Origin of the sequence: Labrys methylaminiphilus subsp. lupini (assembly GCF_051161885.1) — a bacterium.
Lineage (GTDB): Bacteria > Pseudomonadota > Alphaproteobacteria > Rhizobiales > Labraceae > Labrys.
In genome coordinates this window covers 952,063-978,115 of the sequence record NZ_JBMDIH010000001.1, presented here as the reverse complement: position 1 = coordinate 978,115, position 26,053 = coordinate 952,063, and the positions used below count along the sequence as shown (strand labels likewise).

Here is a 26,053-nt window from a genome sequence, read left to right as displayed (position 1 = left end):
TCGTCACCAAAGGATGGGAATGCCATGAGAAAGCTAAAAATATCGTCGGCTCAGATGGTCGCGGCCGCTCGCGCCCGCATCGAGGAAATCGAGACCAGGGATGCCATCGCCATGGTCGGCGATCCCGGCGTGGTCATCGTCGACATCCGCGATCCCCGGGAAAGGCAGCGTTCAGGCTATATTCCCGGCAGCTTCCACGCTCCCCGTGGCATGGTTGAGTTCTGGGTCGACCCAGAAAGCCCCTATTTCAAGGACGTCTTCGGCCAGGACAGGAAGTTCGTCTTCCACTGCGCCTCCGGATGGCGCTCGGCCCTGACGGTGGCGACGCTTCAGGACATGGGTTTCGAGGCGGCACATCTCAAGGATGGTTTCTCGTCCTGGGAAAAGGCGGGCGGACCCATCGAGTTTCCCGAGGGCCACGACGGAAAATGAGGGCGAGCGTCATCCGCCTCCCCCTCTTCCCCCTGCTCCTTCCTGCCGAAAGACACCGAATTGACCCAGGCCTGACGCCGTAAATCAAAGACGTCGAGCGCCAAAAAAACGTCTGTTTCCAGGATGATGGCAGGCATCCTGCAACAGGGCGCACACTCGTTTCCTTATGCAATCCTGATTTGTTGGGACGCCGGCAACGCCCTACCCTCGCGTTCATTGTCGATATCAATCTGTCTGTCGCACATGACCGTACCCTATCTGCGCGAGGCGAGTTCAGCGGATCTTCCTGCCCTGATCGACCTCGAAAACGCGGCCTTCGCCGGCGATCGTATCAGCCGCCGCGATTGGCGCCATCTGCTGACCAGCCCCTCGGCCCTCGTCATCGTCAGCGACGATGCCACCGGCCTCACAGGCTGCAGCGTCATTCTCACCAACCGCCGCACGGCCGTCGCGCGGCTTTATTCCCTTGCCGTGGCACCACGCGCCCGGCGGCAAGGTATCGCACAGGCGCTCCTCCAGCAGGCAATGGCCAGCAGTGCCGGGACCGGCGCTCATCTGCTGCGGCTGGAAACGCGCAGCGACAATCTCCCCGCCCAGGCCCTGTTCAGCCGCCTCGGCTTTCGGCCCTTCAAGCGCGTGGCGAACTATTACGAAGACGGGGCCGAGGCCATTCGCTTCCAGCGCCTGATCGACCACGACTGCCTGAGGCAAAGCGCGCTGCAATAGATACGCGCGGAGTCATAAACCATTGTTCGGATGCATCTTTCGGCCTCCTGCGAAATCGCCGGCGGAGAGACGCGCAAGCACGATCGCAACGCCGAGCGCCTTCCTTCCCTTTCATGAAAGCAGCCAATGCCCGCTCAACTGATCATCGTTGAAAAATCCAGTGATTTTCGCTGGTCCGTACCCGGCATCCGGGTGATCACCGCACAGGAATTCATCGCGGAAGGACCGAGCCTGCTGCAGCGGCCGCGCCGGATCATCAATCTATGCCGCAGCTATGCCTATCTCAGCATCGGCTACTACGTGTCCCTGCTCGCCGAGGCGCGCGGCGAACGGGTGACGCCAAGCATGGAGGCGATTACCGATCTTCAGGTCAAGGCGGTGCAGACCCAGAAGCTTGCCGGCCTGGAGCGCTGCCTCGGCGCTCTTGCCTCCGTACCCCGAGCGGTGGAGGCGATGCGGATCCAGGTCTTTTTCGGCCAGGTCGATGATCGCGGCATCGAGGATCGCGGTCTGCCCGAGTTTGCCAGCCGCAGCTTCGAGCTGTTCCGGTGTCCCCTGTTGGCGATCGACCTCGAGCGCCTGGAAGGCGGCAGCGGCTGGAAGGTCGCCGCCCTGCGTCCGCTCGACCCGCGCGACGTCGACCCGGCCCGCGACAGCCTGTTTCTCGATGGCCTTGCCCGCTTCTGCCGGCGTCCCTGGCGCCATGCCCCCTCGACCAGCGGCCCGCGCATGGACCTGGCAATCCTGCACGATCCCAAGGATCCCCTGCCGCCTTCCAAGCTGAAGACTCTGCAGGCCATGGTGCGCATCGGCCAGGACATGGATATCGCCGTGGAGCTGATCGAGAAGAAGGACTATCCGCGCCTCACTCAGTTCGACGCGCTGTTCATCCGCGAGACCACGGCAATCGCGCACCATACCTTCCGTTTCGCCCGCAAGGCAGCCAGCGAGGGCATGCCGGTGATCGACGATCCCGGTTCGATCCTGCGCTGCACCAACAAAGCCTTCCTGTCCGAACTTCTCGGCGGCAACGGTATCGCGACGCCCCGTACGCTCTTCCTCACTCGCCGCACGCTGACGAGCTTCGAGACGCAGTTGACCTATCCCGCGGTGCTGAAAGTGCCTGACGGCGCCTTCAGCCTCAGCGTGAAGAAGGCCGAGAATTGGCAGCAATTTCAGGAAATTGCCGCCGCGATGTTCAAGCAGTCCGATCTCATCCTGGTGCAGGACTATGTCTACACGCCCTTCGACTGGCGCATCGGCATCCTCGCAGGCGAGGTGATTTTCGCTGCCAAATATTTCATGTCCTCCGGCCACTGGCAGATCATCCAGCATGGCGAAGCCGGGGCTTATACCGAAGGCCGCACCCAGGCCGTGCCGGTCGGGGAGGTGCCGCAAGAGGTGATCGAACCGGCAGTGCGGGCAGCAAGGCTGATCGGCAACGGCCTCTATGGCGTGGACCTCAAGCAGACCAAATCGGGGGTCGTGGTCATCGAGATCAACGACAATCCCAACATCGATCTCGGCCTGGAGGATGCCGCCGCCGGCGAGGGCCTCTATCGCAAGCTGCTGTCGCACTTCCAGGCCCTGGTGGATGCCCGTCATCGCCCGCCCGCACCGGCGCTCCCGTCCGAGGCGATCTCCAGGCCGCGGCTGGTGCACAATCTGCGCGACACCGGTTCCTGAGGCGGCAAATGCCGCTGGCGTTTGGGGCTCGAACGCGCCCCCGATGGCCTGCCATGGCACGAGCGGACCACAAGCCCGCCGCAGCCGGTGCCCGGCATCGCTGGCTGACAGTGCCGTTCGCTACAGGATATGCACCAACCCTTCGTGGAGGGCGATGATGAGCACGGCGAGCATCGCACTCACCGCCAGGAGGGCGGCGGCGCTCGTCAATGCTCCCTGCAGAAAGATCGAAACGGCATTGGCACGAAACGACATGGCACTCCTCCAGATGGAGAATGCAGTATCGGTCCCCGATGCTTCCGGCCTCGGTCTGCCGTGTAAAGTTTCGTTGCCGGGGCTGGAGCGTTTTTTTGAAAAGTTATTCGACTTTTCGATTAGGAAAACGCGTCAAAACAAAGAGTTAGAGAAAAAGTGTGATTCAAAGAAACCGCACTTTTCTCTAGAAACTACGCCAATGTGATGGGTCGGGCGCTTTCAGATGTCATAGCTGACATAATAGAGGCAGCAGGCCGAGGCCAAGGCGAACAGCAACGCATAGAACATGACACGACCCTTTGTAGCGAGGGTTGCATCATGCCCGGCAAACCTTTCCAGGACATGTCTGACCGGTGTCCGGACCGTGTTAAAGTGCCGTCTAATCAGCCAAGTTTGACAAGCTTGCGCATCACTTTGAAAATATAGGAAAAAAGAGATTAACGACGCACCCGTTTCGCCGCGACGGTGCTGTCCGTTTTCTGGGGTTCGCCTCACCGTTTCCGGGGCGAGAAAAAGCGCTTCATGGTCTCCGACGCGGTGACTATCCCCGTGCGGCGCCGGCCTCTGTGTGTGATCGAAGTCCCATCCCCCCTTCCGAAAGGACTTTAAAGATGCCGCTGCAATGCATCAATCCGGACGGCATTCCAACGCCGCAGACCTATTCGCATGTCGTCGTGTCGAAGGGGAGCAGGCTGGTGTTCATTGCCGGGCAGGTCGCCGAAGATCCCCACGGCAATCTGGTCGGCCGCGGCGACATGGTCGCCCAGGCAACGCAGGTCTTCGCCAATATCGGCCTGGCCCTGGCTGCTGCCGGCGCACGACCGGACCAGGTCACCAAGCTCACCATCTTTGTGGCCGACTACAAACGGGACTACCTGTCCCAGATCGAGGAAGGCCGGATCTCCCTGTTCGGCATGCACAAGCCCACAGACACCCTGGTGGGCGTGGCTGCCCTCTCGCACGCCGACTACATGCTCGAGGTCGACGCCATCGCCGTCGTCGACGACGATGCGTGATCGGCAAGCACGTATAGTTACGCAACGGATGCGGATTTTCGGGATGAACGGCTCGGGCCGGGACGAGTGCCAGCGCCGAAAGCAGGTCCTCAACCGCTGACGATCAGGTCATTCTGCAGCTTGAGCTGCCCCTTGAACAGCATCACCGTCAGCACGTCGTCGAGCCGCTCCTTCAGCACGGAACTGGTTGCCGCAAAGCCGAACAAGCGAGCCGCCGCCACGATCAGCGCGTCACGCGGCGCCCCGTAATTGGCGGCAATCACGGCTAGAAAGGCGGCTTCGACCTCTTCATCGGGTAGCATGTCGGGACGCCGGAGGCCGGCGCTATCCACCACGGAGCGATCACGCAGAACCACTGGGGCATCAGGCAGCTTGTAGAAGGGCCCGCCGACGATCTTGCTGGTGACGCGAGCGACGTCGATGCCGTCCTGCACCGCTTCGCGCACCCGGTTGCCGGCCCGGGCCAGGCCGAAGGAATCGCGGATGCGCGCCACGATCTCCTGTTCATGCACCGGCCCCTCGACCTCGACCACGCCGACCACATAAGCCGCCATGCGCGCCGTCGGCACCTCGTGCAGTTCCGCCGTGCCCGTCATGCTGAGGCGCGCCTCGACATAGGGACGCGCGGGCGAGGATGGCGCAGGCACCTCATCAGGCTCCGCCGGCGGCTCATCGGCCGGTGGCGGCAACGGCTCTTCCTCCGCCCCATTTTCCGGCTCGACCGACACGGCGAGTTCCTCATCCCGCTTGCGCCAGATCGCCCTCGCTTGGTCGATCGCGTCCTCGACCTTGCCGAGTTCCTCCCGCGGGCGCAGATACCAATCCGTCGACCAGATGCGATGGATCACCCAGCCCTGCCCTTCCAACACGTGCTGGCGCAGCCGGTCGCGGTCACGGGCCGACCGCGAGGCGTGATATTGGGCGCCGTCGCATTCGATGCCGAGCAGGAAGCGTTGCGGCCGATCGGGATCCACCACCGCGAGGTCGACGAAGAAGCCGGCGCTGCCGATCTGGTGCGCGATCTGATGGCCCCGCGCCCGCAACTGGCTGGCGACCTGCTCCTCGAACAGCGAATCGGGCGCCCTGCCGGTCTCGACGGGCTGATCGAGCCGGCCGGTCTCGGCGAAAGTAAGAAACAGCTTCAGCGCCACGACGCCGCGCGCATTGGCGCGCGCGAGATCGATATCCTCGCCGCGGAGGGAGGAGAAGACCTCGCAGCGATACTTCGCCCGCGAGATCAGCACATTGAGCCGCCGCTCGCCGCCGTCGAGATTGAGCGGGCCGAAGCTCATGGCGAGATACCCCTCGGCGCTGCGGCCATAGCCCACTGAAATGAAGATGATGTCGCGCTCGTCGCCCTGGATGTTCTCCAGATTCTTGACGAAAAAGGGCTCGTTGCCTTCCCGGTTGAAGAAAACCTCGGTCGTGGGATTGGCTTGCCGCAACAGTTCGAGTTCCTTGAGGATGGCCTGGCGCTGCGCCACCGAGAAGGTGGCCACCCCGAGTGACTGCGAGGCGCGATGGCGGGCATGCGCCATAATCGCCTGCGCCACGACCCTGGCCTCCTCGGCATTGGTGCGGCTGTTGCCGCGATCATAGACGGCCTTGGGGAGGTAGCGGAAGATCAAGCCCACCGCCTCCGCCCCCCCGGCGCCGCCACTGGGGAGGCGACCGCCGGCATGCGGGCTCGGCACCACCAGCAGGCGGTTATCGTAGAATTCGCGATTGGAAACGGCGATCAGCGACTGGTGCCGCGAGCGATAATGCCAGTTGAGCTGGCGATAGGACATGCCCTTGGCGAGGCAAAGATCAAGGACGCTTTCAGCATCGCTCGCCTTGAAGGTCTCTTCGTCCCCTTCCTCCTCCGGCGCCTCGCCGGTCAGCTTGGCGAAGAAGCGCGTCGGCGGCAATTGGCGCTCGTCGCCGACCACGACGATCTGGGACGCCCTTGCCGCCGCGCCGAGGGCGTCGACCGGCTCGACCTGGGAAGCTTCGTCGATGACCAGCAGATCGAAGGCGAGCGCTCCCGGCTTGAGAAACTGGCTGATGGAGAGCGGGCTCATCATCATCACCGGTTTGAGCTGCTGAATGGCAGGGCCGGCCTTGTCGAGCAGTTGCCGGATCGGCAGATGATTGCGCTTCTTCGCGAACTCGCCATTGAGCACGCCTAATGGCCCGATGCCGCCGGCCGAAGCCGGGCGTTCACGCAAATGCTTGAGGGCCACGCTCTCGCGCGCCAGGGCGATGCGGGCCCTGTCGAGCGAGCGAAAATGTTCGACCGTGCGGTTCTGCAATTCGCCGTCGAAACGCTTGAGATCGGGGTGCCGCGTGAAGACGTCCTCGCGCAAGGCCTCGTAATAGGTTCGCTCGAAGGTCGCCACCAGGCTGTCGCCCGGGATACGGCCGTCGAGCAAGCCGTCCACCAGACCGCCGAGGCCGGCCTCTCCAGCCACGCGGCAGCGATGGGTGAACGCAATCCAGCGGGTGATGCTTTCGAGATTGGCCAGCCAGAGGCGCAGTTGCCGCGCGAGGGCCGCAACCTCCAGGTCCGCACAATCGACGATGCCGTGACCGCCCTCCAGGTCGTAATCGAGGAAGTTGCTGAGTGCCTCCAGATCCTCGAACAGGCGCGGCACGCTTTGTACGATCACCGTACCCATGGCGCCGAGGTCCCTGCCGCGCGGCCGGGCAGCCAGCCGTTCCAGGAAATCACGCGCGAGCGCGGGATGGCGATGGTCCCGCCACCAATCGGTGATGGCTTGCAGCTTGTCCCAGTCGGACTTGTCGCCGGCCCAGAGTGTGCCGAAGGCGCGCGCGCCCAAATCTTTCTGGCTCTCGAAACGGCGGCGAATGTCCTGCGCCGAAATCATGCCGTCGAGAAGCTCGAGCCGCTTGGCGAGATCGCCGGGCATCTCGATGGCGAGCAAGGCCTTGAACTGGGCCTTGGCACTGCGATAGCGCCCGAAGAAGAAGCGCAGCAAGGACGCGCCGCGCGTGGCAAGTTCCTCGCGGATCGGCCGCAGATCCGCCGTCCAGGCTTCCGCCCGGTAGACCCGTGCCATCGCTTCGATAACCTTGCAATGGGCCCGTCCCAGAGCGACCAGTTCGCCGAGGGTGCCGGCGTCATCACGCCATAGCGATTGGGCGAGAAGGTGCCGGTCAGCATGGGCGGGCAGCGACGATGCCGCGCAGGTGGTGCGCCTGACGGCATCGAGATCGCGGATCGTCACGACTTCGAGCCCGAAATCCTGGATGACGCCGGTTGCGGCCTCTCCCACGGCTTCAAGATCCGCTTCGACGCTGCGCATCAGGCCGGCAAGGCGTTCGAGTTCGGCCGGATCGATGGCATCGCGCCTTACGCCGCGCCAGATGCTGGTGGCAGGGTCCCCCACCGTGGCGAGGCGCTCGGCGAGCTCCGCCATCAACTCCCGATTGGTGCGCGCCTGCTCGCCCGTCCACTGGCTGGCGCCCTCGACGGCAAAGCCGGCGAGCCCACCCGCCTCACGCAGGGCGACAAGCTGGCCCAGCAGCCGATAGGGACTGATGCCGCTCGGCCTTATCGGTTCATGCAGCATCGCCGCATGCCGGTTAAGATCAGCCTGGGTCTCGGCCAGGCGCAAAGTCACGCCAGGATCTTGGACGGCCGCTTTCTGGGCAAGCTCGCGCGTTCGCCGCAACTCCTCCAGGAGCAGGCGCTTATTGGCCTTGGTCGAGTGCAATTCGAGCGTCATCGGCCCGAGCCCAACCTGGCGCAACCGCCGATGCACCACGTCCAGCGCCGCCATCTTCTCCGCCACGAACAGCACTTTCCTGCCCTGCAGGGCGGCACCTGCAATGATGTTGGCGATGGTCTGGCTCTTGCCGGTGCCCGGCGGCCCCTTGATCACCAGATGGCGCCCGCGCAGCACTTCCTCGATGGCGACGGCCTGGGATGAATCGGCGTCCAGCACGTGATTGAGCGCCGGCGGCGGTATCACCGGATCGATGGGTTGACCATCGGGAACAATCGGCTCATGGGCCTCGAAGCCCTCCCCCAGCAGGGCCGCCACCGGCCCATGGTCGTGGATGGCGCTGCCGTCAGGCCAATTGTCCGGATCGAGGTCGCGATACATCAGGAATTTGGCGAAGGAGAAGAAGCCGAGCACCATCGCATCCGGCAACACCTCCCAGCGCGCCTTGCCGGAAACCGTCCTGGCGATCTCGGTGACATAGGCGGGAATATCGACTTCGTCCTCATCGAGCAAATCCTCGATCACCAGGCCGAAATCGCCACGCAACTTGGCCTGAATCGACAGATTGGGCGAAGCTGGCTCACCCCGCGCACGCAGGCTGAAACGCTCGGCGGCGCTGGAACGCTCGAGACGCACCGGCAGGAGCACGAGCGGGGCATGGCGCGCGATGTCGGATTTATCGTCCTCGTACCAGCGCAGCAGGCCGAAGGCGAGATAGAGAATATTGACGCCCTGCTCCTCCTCGATGGTGCGGGCATCGTACCAGATATCGAACAAGCGCTTCTGCAGGGCTTCGGCGGCCAGGCGGGTCTGCAACCGATTGGGTGCCGGTGCCACGGCCTCGCTGCTCGGCCTGGCGTCCACCGGGGCCGCCGGCGGAGCGGCGGTTATCTCCTCGATGGCCAGTTCGCCCTGTGCTGCCTCTTCCGGCTCGCGTCCGGGCAGAAAAGTGAGCGCCTTGCCGGCCGCCAGCAGCTCATAGGTCTCGGGGGCCCTCGCCTCGACGATTTCGATGGTGCGCACGCCCTTGGTCCGCATCGGCAGGTTGATCAGCCGATTGCGCAGGCCAAGATCGAGCAGAGCCTGCCGCTGTTCCAGCAGGCGCCTGCGCACCAAATTGTCAGACATTGATTCGAACCCCTCCATGGCCAGTTTATACTCGCGGAGGTTCGATTTTCCAGCGTGACACCGCTGGCTGGCGCGAAATACCTCACCAAAAAGGAAACGACGCGACACCGAGGCGCCGCGCCGTTTCCTGTCGTGTTGCGAGGCGATCAGGACGGGATGTTGTCGAGATCGCGATCCTTGGTTTCAGGCACGAAGAGCATGCCGACGATGAAGCCCACCGCCGCGACGACGATCGGATACCACAGGCCGTAATAGAGATCCCCGCTGGCCGCGACCATGGCGAAGATCACGAAGGGTACCAGGCCACCGAACCAGCCATTGCCGATATGGTAGGGCAAGGACATGCCGGTATAGCGGATGCGGGTGGGATAGAGTTCCACCAGGGCCGCCGCCATCGGGCCATAGACCAGGGTAACCAGGACGATAAGCGTGATCAGCATCAAAGCCAGCATCGGCTTGTTGATCCCGGCCGGATCGGCCGGCGCCATGGCATAGGTGGTGGCGGTCTTGTCGGTACCATCCGGGTTCTTGACGACGGCACCGCTGGCATCCTTCACAGGCGCCTGCTTTTCCGACACAGGATATTGGTGATCCTTCAAGGCCTTGTAGAGCGCCGTCGTGAACTCGGCCTTCTTGGCCTTGGCAGAGGCGGCATCAAGCCCCGTCGCGACATAGGACGGGATCACCGTATCGCCGATCTTCACCGATGCCGGCGTTCCCGGTGCGGCCGCCTCGTTGGTGTAGGACACCGAGCTCGAAGCCAGAAAATTCTTGGCGACGTCGCAGGAGGAGGTGAACTTGGCGGTGCCGATCGGGTCGAACTGCACCGAGCAATCGGCCGGGTCGGCGGTGACGGTGACGGCCGATTTGGCGAGTGCCGTCTCGAGCGCCGGATTGGCGTAGTGCGTGATGGCCTTGAAGATCGGCTGATAGAACACCGCTGCCAGGAGGAAGCCCAGCAGCATGATCCATTTGCGGCCGATCCTGTCGGACAGCCAGCCGAAGAACACGAAAAGTGGCAGGCCGACGACGAGGGCAACGCCCAGCAGCAGCGAGGCAGTGGTCAGGTCTACGCGCAAGGTCTTGGTCAGATACAGCAAGGCGTAGAACTGCCCCGAATACCAGACCACGGCCTCGCCCGCGACCATGCCGAACAAAGCGATCAGGCCGATCTTGAGATTGGACCACTTCAGGAAGGCTTCGCTCAACGGCGCCTTGGAGGTTGCCCCCTCCTCCTTCATCTTGACGAAGGACGGGCTCTCGGCGAGCTGCATTCGGATCCACACCGAAACCAGCAGCAGGATGATCGAGATCCAGAAGGGGATGCGCCAGCCCCAGGCGCTGAAGGCCGCCTCTGACATGTATTGCCGGATCAACAGGATAATGACCAGCGAGAGCAGGAGCCCGCCGGTCGCCGTTGCCTGGATCCAGCCCGTATAAAGGCCCCGCTTGTTGGCGGGCGCATGCTCGGCCACATAGGTCGCGGCCCCACCATATTCGCCACCGAGAGCCAGGCCCTGTACGATACGCAGCGCAATCAGAATGGTGGGCGCGATGGCGCCGACGCCGAGATTTTGTTCGCACCACGCGTAGCTGGGCAGCAGGCCGACCAGAAAGGTCGAAGCGCCCATCAGCGTGATGGTGACGAGGAAGGTATATTTACGTCCGACCAGATCGCCCACGCGACCGAAGACGAGAGCGCCGAAGGGCCGGACGATGAAGCCCGCCGCCCAGGCCAGCAGCGTGGCGAGGAAGCTTGCAGTCTCGCTGAGCGAAGAAAAGAAATGGGCGGCAATATAGGTCGCCAATGAACCATAAATGAAGAAATCATACCATTCGAAAGCCGTGCCTAGAGAAGAGGCGAAGATAACCTTCTTGTCTTCCCTGCTCATCGGCGCCGAAGGGTCCACACTTGCCGTACTGACTGACATCGATGCTCTCCCCCGCCGGCCGGGCGCAGCCCAGCGAACCCGTGCCGGATGTCTTGTTTCCTCATCGGCCGTTGATCCGGTCCGTTGTCGGCTGTCGTGCCGGTGGACGATGCCTGAAGCGCAGGCTTCCTCAGACGATCATCACGCTGTTCAATCAAGCTTCGGCGCGCGCCGGCGACTCTGTCCGGAAAAACCGCACACCTCAAGCTCTGACGGTTTCATAGTTACTTGGCAGCGTCAAATCGTGATTCAAGTTATACTTAGCAACGTTAAGGCGTTTGGCTCCCCGGGCCGGGCATCTTGCTCGCCACCCCAATGCTACACCACCAAGAACACGATGCCGAAAGGCCCGCGCGCGGCTTTGCCTTTCTTGTCCCAGGCCGGACCACCCTGCCTCGGCCGCTACGTGTTACCGAGATGATTGTCGCTGCCGGGTGCGATGCCGTATCATACGCTACAACCTATGGTTGAGACTATTCCGAACACCGAAAGGAACCCGCTATGCGGATGGCCTGGTTGACCTGCCTGCTCCTGGCGATAGGCCTTTCGACAGGAACACCGGCAGGGGCCCAGATCAAGCTCGGCGTGGCCGGCCCCATGACTGGACCGAACGCCGGCTTCGGCGAACAGATGCGAAAGGGCACCGAGGCGGCAGTGGCGGCCATCAACGCCAAGGGCGGCATCGCCGGGCAGCGGGTGGAGATCGTCATCGCCGACGACGCTTCCGATCCCCGACAGGGCGTGGCGGCCGCCAACAAGCTCGCGGCGCAGGGCGTCAAGCTGGTGGTGGGGCATTTCAACTCGGGCGTTACCATTCCGGCCTCGGAGGTCTATGCCGAGCACGGCATGCTCTTGATTTCCCCCTCCGCCACCAATCCGAAGGTGACCGAGCGCGGCCTGTGGAACGTCTTCCGTGTCGCTGGCCGCGACGATCGCCATGGCGGCGTCTGGGCCGACTATGCCGCCAAGAACTTCAAGGGCAAGAGGGTGGCGATCGTGCATGACAAAACCACCTATGGCCGGTTACTGACGGATAGCGCCCGCGATGCCTTCGTACGAGCGGGGTTCAAGCCGGTGCTGGAGGCCGGCGTCGATGTCGGCGAGAAGGACTATTCCGCCATCGTCGACCGACTGAGCAAGGCACGAGCCGATCTCCTGCTCTGGGGAGGCCTTTACACCGAGGCAGGCCTTATTCTCAGGCAATTGCGCCAACGAGGCCAAAGGACCTTGCTGTTTTCCGGGGACGGCCTGGCCGGCAGCGAATTTCCCGTCATCGGCGGCGATGCCGTGATCGGCACGCTGATGACCTTCTCTCCCCAGCCCGGCAAGAACCCCGCGGCCGCCGACGTCATCCGTACCGCACCCGACCTCTCGGAAGGCTACGCACTCTATGCTTATGCCGCGGTACAGGTCTTCCAGCAGGCGGCCAAACAGGCCCGAACGCCCGATCCGCAGCGCATGGCGGAGGTGATGCATGGTGGCGAGGCATTCCACACCGTACTCGGCGACATCGCCTTCGACGCCAAGGGCGACCGTACCACGCCCGATCTGATCGTCTATCGCTGGCAGAAGGGTGGCGACGGCACTATCACCTATGAGCCGGTCGAACCGCAGGCCCCGCTTGCGGTCGCCGACGCCCTGCCGGAAAATGCCGGCGATACGATCGAAACGGCGCAGGACGCGTCCAAGCCCGCGCCTGTTATCGAGACGCCTGCCGTTGCCAAAACCACTCCCATCGTCAAGACTGTTCCTGCTGCCAACACGACCGCCGCCACCGCCGGCCAAGCGCCTCGCCGCGTCGCATTGGTCATCGGCAATTCGGCCTACCGTTCGGTGTCCCAGCTGCCGAACACCCTGCGCGATGCCGACCTTATCGGGCAGGCGCTGCACCAGACCGGAGTGGACGACGTCACGGTTGCGCACGACCTCGATCGCGCCGGCATGATCGCGGCGCTGAAAGCCTTTGCGCGCAAGGCCGACCAATCGGACTGGGCCGTCATCTACTATGCCGGTCACGGCATCGAAGTGGACAACAAGAACTATCTGATCCCGCTGGACGCCGTACTCGAATCCGATCGCGACGTTCCTGACGAGGCCGTCCCGCTGGAGCGGGTGATGAGTTCGCTGGATGGTGCGCGCAAGCTCAAGCTGGTGGTGCTCGATGCCTGTCGCAACAATCCCTTCATCGCTCAGATGAAGCTGAGCGTGGCGAGCCGTTCGATCGATCGCGGGCTTTCGCGCGTGGAGCCGGCCGGCGCCACCCTGGTGGTTTATTCTGCAAAGGAAGGTACGACGGCCGCCGACGGCGATCAGGCCAACAGCCCCTTCGCCCTTTCGCTGGCCAAACGCCTGGTCGAGCCGGGCGTGGAGATCAACAAGATCTTCCGCTTCGTCCGGCAGGACGTGCTCGATATCACGGGCAACCGGCAGGAACCCTATGTCTACGGCTCGCTGCCACCCGCGGATTTCTTCTTCGTCTCACCACAATAAGGCCTTGGCCGGGGCGGCGAGGTCCATGCGGCCGGCCGGGCTGGCCGACCCCGACCAGCTCGCCCTTGCACTGCCATGGGTCATGGCTGCGCTTGTTCCGGCCGGCCGAGGCCCACCTCCTCAAGATAGCGCTCCAGCAGCGCCATTTCGGAAGAAGCAAGGATGGCCCCGACATAGCCATCGGGCCGCACGAGCACCCAGTCTCCCGGCATGAGGGCGTAGATGCCACCGACATGGCCGGCGTGATCGACGATATCGCCCTGCTCGCCGACGCCGTGGATATGCAGCCCGCGACGCGATGGCAGGGCTGTTGGATTGCCCTCATACACGAGCAACGTCCAGTGCGGTCCCTTGAACAAGTCAAACAAGCGCAGGGGCTGACCGGCCGCGCCCCGGACCGGGGCATCCGGCGCACGATCCCCCGCAAGCACGCCACCCCGTCGTGTCGGCCGCTCGATCGCCAGCGACGACTTGGGATAGCCGATGTCGAGCTGCTGCGTCTCGCGGCCACGCCGTATCTCGCCGCGCTTGAGATCATCCAGCAGACTTGTCGAAAGGCCGAGCATGGCTGCGGCTACAGGGCGCCGCTCCTCCTCATAGGTATCGAGCAGCTGGTCGCGGGCGCCAGCCAGAACAGCTGCCAGCTTCCAGCCGAGATTATAGGCATCCTGAACGCCGGTATTGAGCCCCTGCCCGCCGGTCGGAGGGTGCGTATGCGCCGCATCCCCAACCAGGAATATGCTGCCGACGCGATACTGATCGGCCAGCCGGGCGTTCATGGCGAAAGCCGAAGCCCAGGAGACGGATCCCACCTGGATATCGTCCCGGCCGGTGCGTTGGGCGACCATGGCATTCAGCCCCTCGGCGGAGAGATCGACGTCGCCTTCAAGTGGAACCGGTCCCTGTATCTGGAAAAGGTCGGTTCCCGCGAGCGGACAAAGCGAGATCTGCCGCTGCATGTCCTTGTCCCCGAAACGATGCCAGACATCCCGGTTCAAACCGGTCAGGGAAACGTCGGCGACGATGGCGCGAACGCCGAGCGTCCTGCCCGGGAAGCCCAGGTCGAGCGCCTGGCGCACGAAACTGCGGCCGCCATCGGCGCCGACAAGCCAGCGCACGCGAATGCTCTCTTCGCCCGCCCTGCGGGCGATCCGCATCGATACACCGGCCTCGTCCTGGTCAAGGCCAACCAGCTCAGATCCAAATTCAGGGCGATGTCCCAATTCTGCAAGACGTTCGCGCAGGATGCTCTCGGTCATGAACTGCGGCAGCATCAACGGGGTGCGATACGGTTCGGCCGGTATCGGGGCCTGCTGCTCCATGAGCTCGGAATCGCTGTGACTGCCGTCATCGTGATAGTGGCGCTGCCGCGGATAGGGTCCGCCCGCCGCCGCGATCCGATCCAAAACTCCGAGGTCCTCGAAGATCTCCAGTGTTCTCGGTTGGATCCCCTTGCCGCGCGACCCGTGGAACGGCTTGTCCATTTTTTCGATCAGCCGGAAGGGCACCCCACGCCGCGCGAGGTCGATAGCCAGCGTCAACCCAGCCGCCCCTGCCCCGCAAATGAGAACGTCAACTGCAAAATGCTTTGTCATGGCCTGCTCCATATGTGTAATATGCACATAATAGGAGACCGAATATGTCGTCAATCAACAATGTGCAAAATACACATATTAGCTCGCTGCTGCGCGAGCTTCACGGCGCTCTGGTTGACATCGTCAGCGTGATGAACCGCCCCCAGCGTGACGAGGCGATGGTGCGGGCAGCCGGCATCTCTCTCGATCGCGCTCTGTTTCCGTTGCTGGTCATGGTGGAGCGGCTCGGCCCGATCGGCGTGGTGGAACTGGCCGACCGCGTGGGGCGCGACTACACGACAGTCAGCCGGCAGGTGGCAAAACTGGAGAGCCTCGGCCTGGTGGATCGTCAGGGCAGCATTGCCGATCGACGTATTCGCGAGGCGACCATCACGCCCAAAGGCAAGGCGATGACCGATCTGGTCGATGCCGCTCGCGAGAAGATGGGCCGTGCGATCTTTGCCGGATGGGAGGACAGCGACTTTAGCGAACTCGTGCGGCTCATGCGCAGATTTGCGGACGACATCACGGCGACTTCCCCGGAATGACCTACGGGATACCTGCCACTCCATGATCGAATTGGCTTGACCGCACACACGAAGCCAGTGCTGAAATCGCCGATATCATCCCCCCCAATTGCATCGAGTCTGGCTTATAGCCCGACATCGTGCGTTCCCCGACCGAGGGCCCGATCATGCGCTACATCGCCTTGCTGCGCGCCATCAATGTCGGGGGAAACTCGACGATCAAGATGGCCGAACTGCGCGCCCTCGGCGAAAGCCTCGGCTTCATCGGGGTGACAACCCTGCTGCAGAGCGGGAACCTCACCTTCGAGGCCGGCGAGGCAGCGGTGCCGGATCTGGAGCAGCGCTGGGAACAGGCTGTCGCCGAGAGCTTCGGCGTCCCGGCCGCCTTCATGATCCGCACCATGCCGGAATGGCAGGCCCTGATCGCAGCCAATCCCTTCCAGATCGAGGCAGAAGCGCACCCCGCCCAGTTGCTCGCCCTTCCCAGCAAGGGCGAGATTGCCGGCCCCGCGCTCGCTTCCTTGCGCGCGGCGATCCAGGGGCGCGAACGCATCGCCGCCAGTGAGCGCTGTCTCTATGCCCATTACCCGGACGGCATCGCCCGCTCCAAGCTCACCACCAAGCTGATCGAGCGCCATCTCGGTACGCTGGTGACCGGCCGCAACTGGAACACGGTCTTGAAACTGGCCGTGTAACGTTGCTGCGCAGGACAGCCAAAATCATCATCCACCCACCCGGCTGTTCAAGGCAGCCAGCAGGCTCGACAGGGCTGCCCGCGCTCGGACCGGGCTGCGCTCGCTGCCACGCAATTCCGCGCCTGCCCGCATGATCGCCTGATCGATCAGCCGCCAAAGTCTGCCGTCCCAGGGCTTCACATGGATCTCGGCATTTTGCCAGACCGCCTCGAAATCGCCGATCCGCTTCTCGGCGGCCTCCAGATCTTCCTTCGAAGCCAGCGCGATCGTTTCGGTCGCCATGACCTCGAGCATCAGGAGGTCCTGCCACGGATTGGCAACAACCGTCACCGGCTTGGGCGTGGAAACCAGCACCGGCAGGGCAGCCAAGGGAGCGAGCAGCCAAAGGCAGAGGAAATAGATCCGCATGTCGAAGGTCCAGAGCGCGATGCCGTTCCGCCCGCGCTCGGGGGATCTTGCTAGATCGGGATTACGCCGACATTGCCGCTTTCATACGGATTTGTGATGGCGGTTTCCTACCAACCGAGTTCGCGCAGATACGCGGCGCGGGCACCGACGCCCGTATGGGTGAAATCGGTAAAGACGCCATCCACGCCCAGGCGGAAGAACTTCAGATATTCCAGGCTCGGATCTCCGCGATAGTCGGCGGCCAGATATTTCTTCTCGTTCCGGAAAGTGAAGACATGCACGAACAGGCCCGCCTTGTGCGCGTCGGCGACGAGGCTGGTCGGATCCTGGGTCGAAGCATCAGGCGTCGATCCCTTGAAGGGTGTGCCATCGGCATTGATTTCCTTCCAGGGCGAGATCTTGAGCGAGACGATCTGAGGCTTCCAGGGACCGATGCCGTCGGCATAGCTCTTGATCTCTGCCAGGCCCGTCGGGCTCAGCATGGCGTCGAACCAGCGCGGGTCGCCCGAGACGGTCCAATCGAAGGGGCGGGAATTGGTGATGTCGTCATAGAGGACCTTGCCGGTCTTGAAGTCGATGCCATCCCCATCGATGAGCTGGACCTGCCGGGTCTCCAGACCGTGCTTGCGCATATATTTCAGGCTGCTCGGCTCAAAGCTCTGCACCAGGATGGGGGCTTCCTTGGTGTTGAGGCCATTGTCCTTGATGATCTTGATCAGGGCATCTTCGAGCGGACGGCTGCCCGGCGCGCCGCAGCCATTGGCGATGGCCTGCGCATTGTTCCAGGATGGGTTCTTGGTTTCCGGATAGACGGCGATCGGGCGTCCGGTTTCCTTACTCTTGGCCTTGGCGATGTCGATGACCTCCTGGAAGCTGAGGATCGGGAACTTGCCGTTGAACACCTTCGGCCGCTCATTGGCCGCGTCATAGGTGGTGCCGGCGATCCAATTCTTCAGCTCAGCCATGGTGAAATCGGTGATCGACCAATCATTGGTATGGTCTTCGCCGTCGACAACCAGGGACTTCAGCACCGATTGGGGATTGGCCGGATCGGTCAGGTCGGTGAGGTATTCGGCAGGTCCGCTGGTCGGCGACTGGGGCCATTTCACCTTGACCGTGACCCCGGGCACCGTGCGTTTGCGGGCGGCGACCTCAGCATTGGTCTTGGCCACCTCCGCAACGTTGGTATTGTCGCTCAGCCAGGGATTGTGGCGCGCCACCAGCACGCAATCCTTGGTCAAATGCAGATCCTCTTCCAGCGCATCCGTCCCGAGGGCCGCGGCCAGATCATAGGAAGCCTCCGTCTCTTCCGGCGCGAGGCCCGGCAGGCCACGATGTCCGATGACCAGCGGCGGCTTGCCGTCGAGGGTCAGAAAAGACTTGGCGCCTGTCGGTGCGCTAGCGGTTTGAGCAAGGACTGCCGAAGACGGGGCCATGCCCACGGCGGCAGCGCCGAGCAAAGCCACACCGACAAGAGCATTCCATCTCGCGCAACCAAATTTCATGACCGGATCTCCACCCTTTGCTCGCCATCGCCCCTGAATGCCCGCCCCTATGTTCTTGTCGTAATTTTCTGACAACCGGATGACCGGTGAAGCAAGTCGACGAGAACCACGCCGCGCCGTGTCCGGCCGAAACACGGACGCATCATTTTTGACCCGCAACGGGCCCCGGCTGGGAAGACAGCCGGATCTGCGCCTCGGCGATCAAAAAAGTATCACCACAACCCGTGAAACGTGGTGGCACGTAGTTTCCCCAACGGGTTAGCTTAATGGGACTGGAGAGTCATTGGCTCGACGGCAAGAGCGGCAGGGTCAAGCCGGCCGCATTTGGGGGAGACGGTCATGCCCAGGGATCCGAAAGCGGCCCGGGAGAGGCGCTGCGAGCATTATCGCCAATCCATGTCATCCCGGCTCGAAACGGCATTACGCGCCGCGGATCACGCGCCAGCGCTCCCAATCACCCTGCTTCTTCCAGTTGACCATGGTCCGGCGGCAAGCCGGGTCTGACGCGCCGATCAAAAAATAGCAGCGCCTTGGTACCCTGCGGCCAGCCAATGCGTTGTACCGCCAAGCTCCATCCCGGAACGCGGCGGACACTAGACCAATCTCGGCCGCGCAACGTCACCATCGATCATTCGAACAATCATAAAGTCCTAGGGAGAAAGCCCGAATGAAACTCACATCCTTGAAATCGACCGGCATCGCCGTCCTCGCCCTGTCCCTGCTTGGCAGCGCCTCTGCCCTGGCGCAGGACGCCGCCGTCAAGGACGCCACCGTGGCGTTCCTCATGCCCGATCAGGGCTCGACCCGCTATGAAGAACATGATCATCCCGGCTTCGTCGCCCAGATGAAGAAGCTGTGCGAGAGCTGCAAGGTGCTCTACCAGAACGCCGACGCCAGCATCTCCAAGCAGCAGCAGCAGTTCAACTCGGTGATCACGCAGGGTGCCAAGGTCATCGTGCTCGATCCGGTCGACTCGGCCGCCGCGGCCTCCATGGTCAAGCAGGCCCAGAGCCAGGGCATCAAGGTCATCGCCTATGACCGCCCCATCCCCGACGCCAAGGCCGATTTCTACGTGTCCTTCGACAATAAGGCGATCGGCAAGGCCATTGCCGAATCCCTGGTCGAGCATCTGAAGGCGACGAAGGCGCCGACCGAGGACACCGGCGTGCTGCAGATCAACGGCTCGCCGACCGACGCAGCCGCCCGGCTGATCCGCGACGGCATCCATGAGGGCCTGAAGAGCGGCGGCTACAAGACCCTGGCCGAATTCGACACGCCCAACTGGCTGCCTTCAAACGCCCAGCAATGGGCCAGTGGCCAGATCTCGCGCTTCAGCAAGAAGATCGTCGGCGTGGTCGCTGCCAATGACGGCACCGGTGGCGGCGCGATCGCAGCCTTCAAGGCGGCCGGCTTCGACCCCGTGCCGCCCGTCACCGGCAATGATGCCACCCTCGCTGCCCTGCAGTTGATCATTGCCGGCGACCAGTACAATACCATCTCCAAACCGAGCGAGATCGTCGCCGCCGCCGCCGCCGATGTCGCCTTCGAACTCCTTGGCGGCAAGACCCCCAAGGCTGAGGCCACCCTGTTCGACACGCCCTCCAAGCTGTTCGTGCCGGTCATCGTGACCTCCGAGAACCTCAAGGCGGAGATCATCGACAAGAAGATCGCCACGGCAGATCAGCTCTGCGGCGGACGCTATGCCGAAGGCTGCAAGAAGCTCGGCATCACACAGTAAGCATGCCATCGCCCTCCCGGCCGCCCCGAGCGGCCGGGAGATCGCGGCTGCCCACACAGTCTCCGGCTGTATACATTGACGGATATCGCAGGATGCTGCCTCGCAGGAGGATGGCGACACGGCCACATGCATCTGTTCGAACCCCTCCAGCAGCCAGGCCTTCCCGATCCCACACATGAAAGGATTCCGGCATGACTGACCTTTCTCCCAGTTCCACATCGGCCAACGCGCCCATGGGCGAGCTCATTTTGAGCCTGCGCAATGTCTCCAAGCATTTCGGCGCCGTATCGGCCCTGACCGATATCGAACTCGACGTCCATGCCGGCGAGGTGGTGGCACTGGTCGGCGACAACGGCGCCGGCAAGTCGACCCTGGTCAAGGTGCTGGCCGGCGTCCACCAACCCAGTTCCGGCACCATCACCTTCCACGGCAAGCCGGTGACGCTCTCGACGCCGAGCGACGCCCTCAATCTCGGCATCGCCACCGTCTTCCAGGATCTAGCCTTGTGCGAGAACCTCGACTCGGTCGCCAATATCTTCCTCGGTCGCGAACTCGAACCTTACCGGCTCGACGAGGTCTCGATGGAGATCAAGGCCTGGAAGCTGCTGAACGAATTGTCGGCGCGCATTCCGAGCGTGCGCGAACCCATCGCCTCGCTGTCCGGCGGCCAGCGCCAGACCGTCGCCATCGCCCGCTCGCTCCTGCTCGAACCCAGGATCATCCTGCTCGACGAGCCGACGGCAGCCCTCGGCGTCGCACAGACCGCCGAAGTGCTCGATCTCATCGAGCGCGTCCGCGATCGCGGCCTCGGCGTGGTGATGATCAGCCACAATATGGACGACGTCCGCGCCGTCGCCGACCGCATCGTGGTGCTCCGGCTCGGGCGCAACAACGGGGTCTTCACGCCTGAGGATTCTCATCAAGACCTCATCAGCGCCATTACCGGCACCGCGGAGAATTCAGTGTCCCGGCGCGCCACGCGGCTTCAGGGACAAGGCGCCACCGAGGGTAGGCAGAGCCAGAGCCAGGAGAGCCGGCCATGAGCAGCAACATCGACCAAAGTCGGTCTGAACCGGCTACCGCCAAAACGCCGCTCGACCGCGCCGATATCCGCGTGAAGCATGACGACAGCATCGGCGGCGCCATCAGCGCCTTCCTGGAACGCATACGCTCGGGCGATCTCGGCTTCCTACCGGTGATCGTCGGCCTGATCCTGATCTGCATCGTGTTCCAGAGCCTGAGTCCGGTGTTTCTCTCGGCCAACAATCTGGTCAACCTGCTGTTCGACTGCTCGACAGTCGGCGTGATCGCCCTCGGCATCGTCTGCATCCTGATGCTGGGCGAGATCGACCTTTCGGTCGGCTCGGTGAGCGGCCTGTCCTCGGCTTTGCTCGGCGTGCTGTGGGTTAACATGAACTGGCCGGTGGCGCTCGCCATTCCCGCCGCGGTCCTGGCAGGCATGGCGATCGGCGCCGTCTACGCATTCCTGTTCAACCGTTTCGGTATGCCGAGCTTCGTCGCTACCCTGGCGGGCCTGCTCGCCGTGCTCGGCCTGCAGCTCTATCTGCTCGGCTCGACCGGCTCCATCAACCTGCCTTATGGCTCCGGCGTGGTGGATTTCGGCCAGACCTTGGTGATGCCTCACATCATCTCCTACGCCCTCGCCGCCATCGCCGGCGTGGTGATCTTCTATGCCGATTTTCGCACCGCAGCCCGCCGCCGCGAAGCCGGGCTATCCGCCCGTCCCTTCGCCTTCATCCTGCTGCGCGCTGCCGCGATCATCGTGGCGCTGGAACTCGTGGTGTTCTATCTCAACCAGGACCGCGGCGTGCCGTGGATGTTCACCTTGTTCGTCGTCCTGGTCGTGGTGATGAACTACGCGCTGACCCGCACCAAATGGGGCCGCTCGATGACCGCCGTCGGCGGCAATCGCGAGGCGGCGCGGCGCGCCGGTATCAATGTCCGCTTCATCTATGCCTCCGCCTTCGTGACCTGCGCAGGCCTGGCGGCCATCGGCGGCATCCTGGCCGCGGCGCGCCTGGCTTCCGCCAGCCAGCAGGCCGGCACTGGCGAGGTGAACCTCAATGCCATCGCCTCGGCGGTCATCGGCGGCACCAGCCTGTTCGGCGGCCGTGGCAGTGCCTATTCGGCCCTGCTCGGCATCATCGTCATCCAGGCGATTTCGAGCGGCCTGACGCTGCTCGATCTGTCCTCCTCGCTGCGCTACATGATCACCGGCGCCGTGCTCGCCATCGCCGTGATCGTCGACTCCCTGGCCCGCAGGTCCCGCGTCTCCCACGGCCGCGCCTGACCCTGTCCCGAGCCGGCGAACTGTTACCGATCAAGAGCTCGCCGGCTCATTTTCCCGAGATACTCAAAGTCCCAGCGGGAGGCATGCGCCGTCCCGGAACTGATCGAGGAGACGCCGTTCATGGAACAGAATTTCAACAGCCAGAATTTCTCGGGGAAGGTCGCGGCCATCACCGGCGCAGCTTCGGGCATAGGCCTCGAATGCGCCAAGGCCCTGCTCGCGGCCGGCGCCCGCGTCGTCTTCGTCGACCGCGCCGAGGATGCCCTCAAGACGATCTGCGAGGAACTCGGCCCGAACGCCATCCCGGTGGTGACCAACCTGCTCGATCCGACCAGCGTGTCGCGGATGATGCCTGAGATTCTCGACAAAACAGGCCAGCTCGACATCTTCCACGCCAATGCCGGCTCCTATATCGGCGGCGAGGTCGTCGAGGGCGATCCCGACGCCTGGGATCGCATGCTCAATCTCAACATCAATGCCGCCTTCCGCACGATACGCGAAGTGCTGCCGCATATGGTGGAACGCAAGACCGGCGACATCATCGTCACCTCGTCGGTCGCCGGCATGATCCCAGTGGTGTGGGAGCCTGTTTACACCGCTTCCAAGCATGCGGTGCAGGCCTTCGTCCATACGGTCAGGCGCCAGGTCGCCAAGCACGGCATCCGTGTCGGCGCCGTCCAGCCCGGACCCGTGGTCACCGCCCTGATCAGCGACTGGCCCAAGGCCAAGCTCGACGCGGCCCTGGCGGCCGGCGATCTTATGCAGCCGACGGAAGTGGCTGATGCAGTGATGTTCATGCTCAGCCGTCCCCGCAACGTCACCATCCGCGACCTGGTGATCCTCCCCCAGGCCAACGATCTCTGACGTCGGCATACCAAGAGTCAGGCCTGTCGACGTATCATATCCAGGAACCTCGCCAAGACGGGGCTCGGTGCATCCTCGCGGCGGGCGAGATAGAGCGGCGCGGCCAGCCGCGTCGTCTTATCGAGCCGGCGATAGACGATGCCGTTCGTCTCCAATTTCGCCATGGAAGCCGGCACGATCGAGAGGCCGAGACCGGCCGAGACCAGGCTCAGCGTCGAGACCATCCGCGGCGTTTCCTGCCCTACCATCGGGCTGAACCCTGCGGCGCGGCAGGCCGCGATGATGTCGTCATAGAGGCCCGGGCCGGAGGGCCGGCGATTGAGAACGAAGGTCTCGTTTGCAAGAGCGCCGAGCGACAAGCGTTGCCGGCGCAAGGAAGCTGCGGCAAGCGGATGATGGTCCGGCAGGGCAACCAGCATCTCCTCGATGTGGAGAGGCTCCACGATAAGTCCGTCGGGGCTCGCGGCCGGTGCCCGGACGAAGGCCGCGTCCAGCCGATCGGCGCGCAGCAGCTCGATAAGATCGCCCGTGCTGCCTTCCTCCAATGAGAGCGCGATACCGGGCGCCGCCTCCCGCAGCCCGCGCATGACGGCGGAGACCAGCGGATGGAAGGCAGCCGAGGTCGTATAGCCGACCGCAAGCCTGCCCTGTTCGCCCCGCGCCGCCCTTCTCGCCGCCTCCAATGCCGCATCAACATCCTGCAGGACGAGCCGGGCTCGCTCCACCAGCACCCGCCCCGGCTCGGTCAAGCGCACACCGCGGGGCAGGCGCTGAAACAGGGGCGCGCCGACCTCACGCTCCAGCGCACGGATCTGCTGGCTGAGCGGCGGCTGCTGGATGCCGAGGCGCTCGGCCGCGCGTGTCACATGCCCCTCATCCGCAACGGTCACGGCATAGCGAAGATGGCGTAGTTCAATCATGCCATATTCTTTAGATATGAATAATACCGTTACCATATATTGGACGTGATGGATCGAGAAGCCTAACTTCAGCGCAAATTCTCGAAGCTAGGCCCGACATCATCATGGACGCAGCAACCCCTTCCCTCCCGATGGAGAGAAGATCCCCCGACATTGCCGACCTCTTCGGTGGTTTCCTCACTCTGGGCCTGATCGGCTTCGGCGGCGTACTGCCGCTGGCACGCCGCATGGTCGTGGAAGAGCGCCGCTGGTTGAGCGCGCAGGAATTCGCCGACCTCCTGGGCCTGTGCCAATTCCTGCCAGGCGGCAACATCATCAACATGTCGGTCGCCATCGGTTTGCGCTTTCGCGGCGTAGCCGGCGCCTGCGCGGCCCTGCTGGGCTTGATCGCCGCTCCGACGGCAATCGTCATCGGTCTCGGCGTGCTCTATGATCGCTTCCACGCCGATCCGCATGTCCACCACCTCTTCGCGGGGCTTTCGGCGGCCGCGGCCGGACTTCTCGTCTCGATGGCGATCAAGGTCGCTCGTCCGCTGCGGCGCGACCCCGCTGGTATCGTGATCGCCTGCGCGTGCTTCCTTGCGATCGCCATCCTGCGCCTGCCCCTGCTCGCGACCATGCTGGTCCTGGCCCCCCTCGGCATCCTCCTGGCCTGGAGGAAAGCGTGATGGCGTCGACCCTGCTGAGCCTCGTTTTGATCTTCACCGAGCTTTCGCTGCTCGCTTTCGGCGGCGGCAATACCATCCTGCCCGAGATGCACCGGCAGGTGGTCGATATCCATCACTGGATGTCGGCGCAGCAATTCGGCGCAATGTTCGCCCTGGCGCAGGCCGCCCCCGGCCCGAACATGATGATCGTGCCGCTCGTGGGCTGGCATGTCGCCGGATTGCCGGGGGTATTGGTGACCTCGCTGGCCAAATTCGGCCCCTCCTCCCTCATCACCGGTGTTGCTCTCAGGCTCTGGGACCGCTTTCGCGACCGGCCCTGGCGGCAGAAGGTGCAGGCGGGCCTGCTGCCGATGACGGTGGGACTGGTCACGGCGAGTGCCTCCGTGATCGCCGAAGCCTCCGCCGAGACCTGGCTGCTGGCCGGCATCATCGCGGTTTCCGCCTTGCTCACCGCGACGACGCGCATCCATCCGCTTCTGGTACTGGCGGGAGGCGCCGCGATCGGACTGAGCGGGCTTGCCCAATTCTAAGGCGAGGACGAAGAGGTTTTTCGATCATGGCAACACCGGCATCCGACACACTCGTTCCCCTGCTGTGCGACCTCCTGGCCTGGCTGTCGCACAATGACCGCCCCTATGCCGAGGTCATGGACGTCTGGCGGACATCGTGTCCGCGGCTACCGGTATGGGAAGAGGCCAATGATCGAGGTTTCGTTGCGCGCAACTGGATCGATGGCAATGCCATGGTCGGCGTGACCGAAGCAGGCAGGCTGTTCCTGAAGCAGGAGCGTGGTGTCCGATCCGCCGCTGACTTCGAGGCTTAGCCCAAGGCAACACCGCGGGCTTCCAGGTAAGACAGGAGCCAAGGTTCACCCAGAAACACTTCGGCCTGGAAACCAGCCTGCCTTGCACCGTCCACATTTGCGGGCAGGTCATCGAAGAAGATGGAGCCGGCCGGATCGATGCCGGCCTTCTCGGCCACCACCTGGAAGGAACGCAGCGAGGGTTTCTCATGCCCTATCTCATGGCTGAGATAGGGCTCGAAACCGGCCAGTAGGCCGCCCGATGCCTTCTTGACGAAATCCCAATGCTCTTGATTGGTGTTCGAGAAGATCATCACCCGGTTGCGCTTTGCCAGGCGCTCCATGACGGCAAGCATGGAGGGATTGACGGCGAGATGGCAGCTCCAATCCTCGACGAAAACGTCCCATGAAGCCTCATATCCGCCCACCTCGGCCAATTGCTGGTGAAACAGGCGGATCGCTGTTCCCGTGCCCCAACGCGATTGCCGGAACAAGCCCACCACCTCCTCGGGCGTCCAGGAGGGATGGCAGCGTGAAGCCAGGCGCTCGAACAGCACGGCATTGTCGTGCTCCACCACGACGCCGCCGAGATCGAAGACGAGCGCTTGGAACGGCGAAGACGACATGATGCTTCCTGCTTTCAAAT

At 63.6% G+C, this 26,053-nt stretch carries 23 protein-coding genes; 15 read left to right on the top strand and 8 right to left on the bottom strand.

Translation table 11 applies throughout. From position 1 onward, the window contains the following. Positions 1-24 precede the first annotated feature (24 nt). The 3 genes from ACN6KF_RS04525 (at position 25) to ACN6KF_RS04515 (ending at position 2,844) form a co-directional block, all read left to right on the top strand. Positions 25-432: a rhodanese-like domain-containing protein gene (locus ACN6KF_RS04525; RefSeq protein ID WP_434955687.1), complete on the top strand. Its 408-nt coding sequence runs from the start codon at positions 25-27 to the stop codon at positions 430-432. Positions 433-675: 243 nt separating this feature from the next. Next, positions 676-1,158, top strand: a complete 483-nt coding sequence (locus ACN6KF_RS04520) for a GNAT family N-acetyltransferase (RefSeq protein ID WP_434955686.1) — start codon at positions 676-678, stop codon at positions 1,156-1,158. A gap of 126 nt (positions 1,159-1,284) precedes the next feature. Then, positions 1,285-2,844, top strand: coding sequence for a RimK family protein (locus tag ACN6KF_RS04515; RefSeq protein WP_434955685.1), 1,560 nt, complete (start codon positions 1,285-1,287; stop codon positions 2,842-2,844). A 120-nt stretch (positions 2,845-2,964) separates the two neighbouring features. On the opposite strand, the gene ACN6KF_RS04510 is transcribed toward ACN6KF_RS04515, so the two are convergent. Then, positions 2,965-3,099, bottom strand: coding sequence for a hypothetical protein (locus tag ACN6KF_RS04510; RefSeq protein WP_434955684.1), 135 nt, complete (start codon positions 3,097-3,099; stop codon positions 2,965-2,967). Between ACN6KF_RS04510 and ACN6KF_RS04505 the strand changes: the two genes are divergently transcribed. Continuing rightward, a complete protein-coding gene (locus tag ACN6KF_RS04505; protein ID WP_434955683.1) occupies positions 3,098-3,304 on the top strand; it encodes a hypothetical protein in 207 nt (68 codons plus the stop codon). The two genes, ACN6KF_RS04510 and ACN6KF_RS04505, sit on opposite strands and share 2 nt — an antisense overlap. A gap of 406 nt (positions 3,305-3,710) precedes the next feature. Continuing rightward, the gene (locus ACN6KF_RS04500) at positions 3,711-4,115 is read left to right on the top strand and encodes a RidA family protein (RefSeq protein ID WP_434955682.1); all 405 of its coding nucleotides are present in this window, start codon (positions 3,711-3,713) and stop codon (positions 4,113-4,115) included. An 89-nt stretch (positions 4,116-4,204) separates the two neighbouring features. Here ACN6KF_RS04500 and ACN6KF_RS04495 read toward each other — a convergent pair whose 3' ends face one another. Beyond that, the gene (locus tag ACN6KF_RS04495) at positions 4,205-8,974 is read right to left on the bottom strand and encodes a DUF3320 domain-containing protein (RefSeq protein ID WP_434955681.1); all 4,770 of its coding nucleotides are present in this window, start codon (positions 8,972-8,974) and stop codon (positions 4,205-4,207) included. 146 nt (positions 8,975-9,120) lie between these two features. Next, the gene (locus ACN6KF_RS04490) at positions 9,121-10,905 is read right to left on the bottom strand and encodes an MFS transporter (RefSeq protein ID WP_434955680.1); all 1,785 of its coding nucleotides are present in this window, start codon (positions 10,903-10,905) and stop codon (positions 9,121-9,123) included. Positions 10,906-11,406: 501 nt separating this feature from the next. On the opposite strand from ACN6KF_RS04490, the gene ACN6KF_RS04485 reads away from it, so the two are divergent. Continuing rightward, entirely contained in the window at positions 11,407-13,395 is a 1,989-nt protein-coding gene (locus ACN6KF_RS04485; protein ID WP_434955679.1) for an ABC transporter substrate-binding protein, read from the top strand. 80 nt (positions 13,396-13,475) lie between these two features. On the opposite strand, the gene ACN6KF_RS04480 is transcribed toward ACN6KF_RS04485, so the two are convergent. After that, on the bottom strand, positions 13,476-14,990 hold the full coding sequence (locus ACN6KF_RS04480) for an FAD-dependent oxidoreductase (protein ID WP_434959613.1): 1,515 nt from the start codon (positions 14,988-14,990) through the stop codon (positions 13,476-13,478). A 44-nt stretch (positions 14,991-15,034) separates the two neighbouring features. On the opposite strand from ACN6KF_RS04480, the gene ACN6KF_RS04475 reads away from it, so the two are divergent. Together ACN6KF_RS04475 and ACN6KF_RS04470 are read left to right on the top strand one after the other, a co-directional pair. Then, on the top strand, positions 15,035-15,517 hold the full coding sequence (locus ACN6KF_RS04475) for a MarR family winged helix-turn-helix transcriptional regulator (protein ID WP_434955678.1): 483 nt from the start codon (positions 15,035-15,037) through the stop codon (positions 15,515-15,517). Positions 15,518-15,663: 146 nt separating this feature from the next. Continuing rightward, positions 15,664-16,191, top strand: a complete 528-nt coding sequence (locus ACN6KF_RS04470; protein ID WP_434955677.1) for a DUF1697 domain-containing protein — start codon at positions 15,664-15,666, stop codon at positions 16,189-16,191. A 27-nt stretch (positions 16,192-16,218) separates the two neighbouring features. Here ACN6KF_RS04470 and ACN6KF_RS04465 read toward each other — a convergent pair whose 3' ends face one another. After that, positions 16,219-16,599, bottom strand: coding sequence for a hypothetical protein (locus ACN6KF_RS04465; protein WP_434955676.1), 381 nt, complete (start codon positions 16,597-16,599; stop codon positions 16,219-16,221). A gap of 107 nt (positions 16,600-16,706) precedes the next feature. Beyond that, positions 16,707-18,104, bottom strand: a complete 1,398-nt coding sequence (locus tag ACN6KF_RS04460; RefSeq protein ID WP_434955675.1) for a glycerophosphodiester phosphodiesterase family protein — start codon at positions 18,102-18,104, stop codon at positions 16,707-16,709. Between the two features lie 667 nt (positions 18,105-18,771). On the opposite strand from ACN6KF_RS04460, the gene ACN6KF_RS04455 reads away from it, so the two are divergent. From ACN6KF_RS04455 to ACN6KF_RS04440, 4 genes are all read left to right on the top strand, one after another. Beyond that, positions 18,772-19,842, top strand: a complete 1,071-nt coding sequence (locus ACN6KF_RS04455; RefSeq protein WP_434955674.1) for an ABC transporter substrate-binding protein — start codon at positions 18,772-18,774, stop codon at positions 19,840-19,842. Positions 19,843-20,033: 191 nt separating this feature from the next. Continuing rightward, positions 20,034-20,885: an ATP-binding cassette domain-containing protein gene (locus ACN6KF_RS04450; RefSeq protein WP_434955673.1), complete on the top strand. Its 852-nt coding sequence runs from the start codon at positions 20,034-20,036 to the stop codon at positions 20,883-20,885. Then, on the top strand, positions 20,882-22,153 hold the full coding sequence (locus ACN6KF_RS04445) for a sugar ABC transporter permease (protein ID WP_434955672.1): 1,272 nt from the start codon (positions 20,882-20,884) through the stop codon (positions 22,151-22,153). The genes ACN6KF_RS04450 and ACN6KF_RS04445 overlap by 4 nt, the downstream gene beginning before the upstream one ends. A gap of 120 nt (positions 22,154-22,273) precedes the next feature. Continuing rightward, positions 22,274-23,017 (top strand): SDR family oxidoreductase, encoded by a 744-nt coding sequence (locus ACN6KF_RS04440; protein ID WP_434955671.1) that lies wholly within the window; start codon positions 22,274-22,276, stop codon positions 23,015-23,017. 17 nt (positions 23,018-23,034) lie between these two features. Here the strand turns inward: ACN6KF_RS04440 and ACN6KF_RS04435 are convergent, their stop codons facing one another. Continuing rightward, positions 23,035-23,937: a LysR family transcriptional regulator gene (locus ACN6KF_RS04435; RefSeq protein WP_434955670.1), complete on the bottom strand. Its 903-nt coding sequence runs from the start codon at positions 23,935-23,937 to the stop codon at positions 23,035-23,037. Positions 23,938-24,041: 104 nt separating this feature from the next. Between ACN6KF_RS04435 and ACN6KF_RS04430 the strand changes: the two genes are divergently transcribed. The 3 genes from ACN6KF_RS04430 to ACN6KF_RS04420 are packed head-to-tail and all read left to right on the top strand — an operon-like array spanning position 24,042 to position 25,428. Then, positions 24,042-24,605, top strand: a complete 564-nt coding sequence (locus ACN6KF_RS04430) for a chromate transporter (protein WP_434955669.1) — start codon at positions 24,042-24,044, stop codon at positions 24,603-24,605. Continuing rightward, complete coding sequence (locus ACN6KF_RS04425; protein WP_434955668.1) at positions 24,605-25,135, top strand: chromate transporter; 531 nt, start codon at positions 24,605-24,607, stop codon at positions 25,133-25,135. Before ACN6KF_RS04430 ends, ACN6KF_RS04425 begins: the two co-directional genes overlap by 1 nt. Positions 25,136-25,161: 26 nt before the next feature. Next, positions 25,162-25,428, top strand: a complete 267-nt coding sequence (locus ACN6KF_RS04420) for a hypothetical protein (protein ID WP_434955667.1) — start codon at positions 25,162-25,164, stop codon at positions 25,426-25,428. Here ACN6KF_RS04420 and ACN6KF_RS04415 read toward each other — a convergent pair. After that, complete coding sequence (locus ACN6KF_RS04415; protein ID WP_434955666.1) at positions 25,425-26,033, bottom strand: HAD-IA family hydrolase; 609 nt, start codon at positions 26,031-26,033, stop codon at positions 25,425-25,427. The genes ACN6KF_RS04420 and ACN6KF_RS04415 overlap by 4 nt on opposite strands. Positions 26,034-26,053: the final 20 nt, after the last annotated feature.

What these genes read in the sequence shown, in the direction of transcription:
- ACN6KF_RS04525 (WP_434955687.1), top strand. Translation starts at nt 25, where the DNA reads ATGAGAAAGCTAAAAATATCGTCGGCTCAGATGGTCGCGGCCGCTCGC.
- ACN6KF_RS04520 (WP_434955686.1), top strand. Translation starts at nt 676, where the DNA reads ATGACCGTACCCTATCTGCGCGAGGCGAGTTCAGCGGATCTTCCTGCC.
- ACN6KF_RS04515 (WP_434955685.1), top strand. Translation starts at nt 1,285, where the DNA reads ATGCCCGCTCAACTGATCATCGTTGAAAAATCCAGTGATTTTCGCTGG.
- ACN6KF_RS04505 (WP_434955683.1), top strand. Translation starts at nt 3,098, where the DNA reads ATGGCACTCCTCCAGATGGAGAATGCAGTATCGGTCCCCGATGCTTCC.
- ACN6KF_RS04510 (WP_434955684.1), bottom strand. Translation starts at nt 3,099, where the DNA reads ATGTCGTTTCGTGCCAATGCCGTTTCGATCTTTCTGCAGGGAGCATTG.
- ACN6KF_RS04500 (WP_434955682.1), top strand. Translation starts at nt 3,711, where the DNA reads ATGCCGCTGCAATGCATCAATCCGGACGGCATTCCAACGCCGCAGACC.
- ACN6KF_RS04495 (WP_434955681.1), bottom strand. Translation starts at nt 8,974, where the DNA reads ATGTCTGACAATTTGGTGCGCAGGCGCCTGCTGGAACAGCGGCAGGCT.
- ACN6KF_RS04490 (WP_434955680.1), bottom strand. Translation starts at nt 10,905, where the DNA reads ATGTCAGTCAGTACGGCAAGTGTGGACCCTTCGGCGCCGATGAGCAGG.
- ACN6KF_RS04485 (WP_434955679.1), top strand. Translation starts at nt 11,407, where the DNA reads ATGCGGATGGCCTGGTTGACCTGCCTGCTCCTGGCGATAGGCCTTTCG.
- ACN6KF_RS04480 (WP_434959613.1), bottom strand. Translation starts at nt 14,990, where the DNA reads ATGACAAAGCATTTTGCAGTTGACGTTCTCATTTGCGGGGCAGGGGCG.
- ACN6KF_RS04475 (WP_434955678.1), top strand. Translation starts at nt 15,035, where the DNA reads ATGTCGTCAATCAACAATGTGCAAAATACACATATTAGCTCGCTGCTG.
- ACN6KF_RS04470 (WP_434955677.1), top strand. Translation starts at nt 15,664, where the DNA reads ATGCGCTACATCGCCTTGCTGCGCGCCATCAATGTCGGGGGAAACTCG.
- ACN6KF_RS04465 (WP_434955676.1), bottom strand. Translation starts at nt 16,599, where the DNA reads ATGCGGATCTATTTCCTCTGCCTTTGGCTGCTCGCTCCCTTGGCTGCC.
- ACN6KF_RS04460 (WP_434955675.1), bottom strand. Translation starts at nt 18,104, where the DNA reads ATGAAATTTGGTTGCGCGAGATGGAATGCTCTTGTCGGTGTGGCTTTG.
- ACN6KF_RS04455 (WP_434955674.1), top strand. Translation starts at nt 18,772, where the DNA reads ATGAAACTCACATCCTTGAAATCGACCGGCATCGCCGTCCTCGCCCTG.
- ACN6KF_RS04450 (WP_434955673.1), top strand. Translation starts at nt 20,034, where the DNA reads ATGACTGACCTTTCTCCCAGTTCCACATCGGCCAACGCGCCCATGGGC.
- ACN6KF_RS04445 (WP_434955672.1), top strand. Translation starts at nt 20,882, where the DNA reads ATGAGCAGCAACATCGACCAAAGTCGGTCTGAACCGGCTACCGCCAAA.
- ACN6KF_RS04440 (WP_434955671.1), top strand. Translation starts at nt 22,274, where the DNA reads ATGGAACAGAATTTCAACAGCCAGAATTTCTCGGGGAAGGTCGCGGCC.
- ACN6KF_RS04435 (WP_434955670.1), bottom strand. Translation starts at nt 23,937, where the DNA reads ATGATTGAACTACGCCATCTTCGCTATGCCGTGACCGTTGCGGATGAG.
- ACN6KF_RS04430 (WP_434955669.1), top strand. Translation starts at nt 24,042, where the DNA reads ATGGACGCAGCAACCCCTTCCCTCCCGATGGAGAGAAGATCCCCCGAC.
- ACN6KF_RS04425 (WP_434955668.1), top strand. Translation starts at nt 24,605, where the DNA reads ATGGCGTCGACCCTGCTGAGCCTCGTTTTGATCTTCACCGAGCTTTCG.
- ACN6KF_RS04420 (WP_434955667.1), top strand. Translation starts at nt 25,162, where the DNA reads ATGGCAACACCGGCATCCGACACACTCGTTCCCCTGCTGTGCGACCTC.
- ACN6KF_RS04415 (WP_434955666.1), bottom strand. Translation starts at nt 26,033, where the DNA reads ATGTCGTCTTCGCCGTTCCAAGCGCTCGTCTTCGATCTCGGCGGCGTC.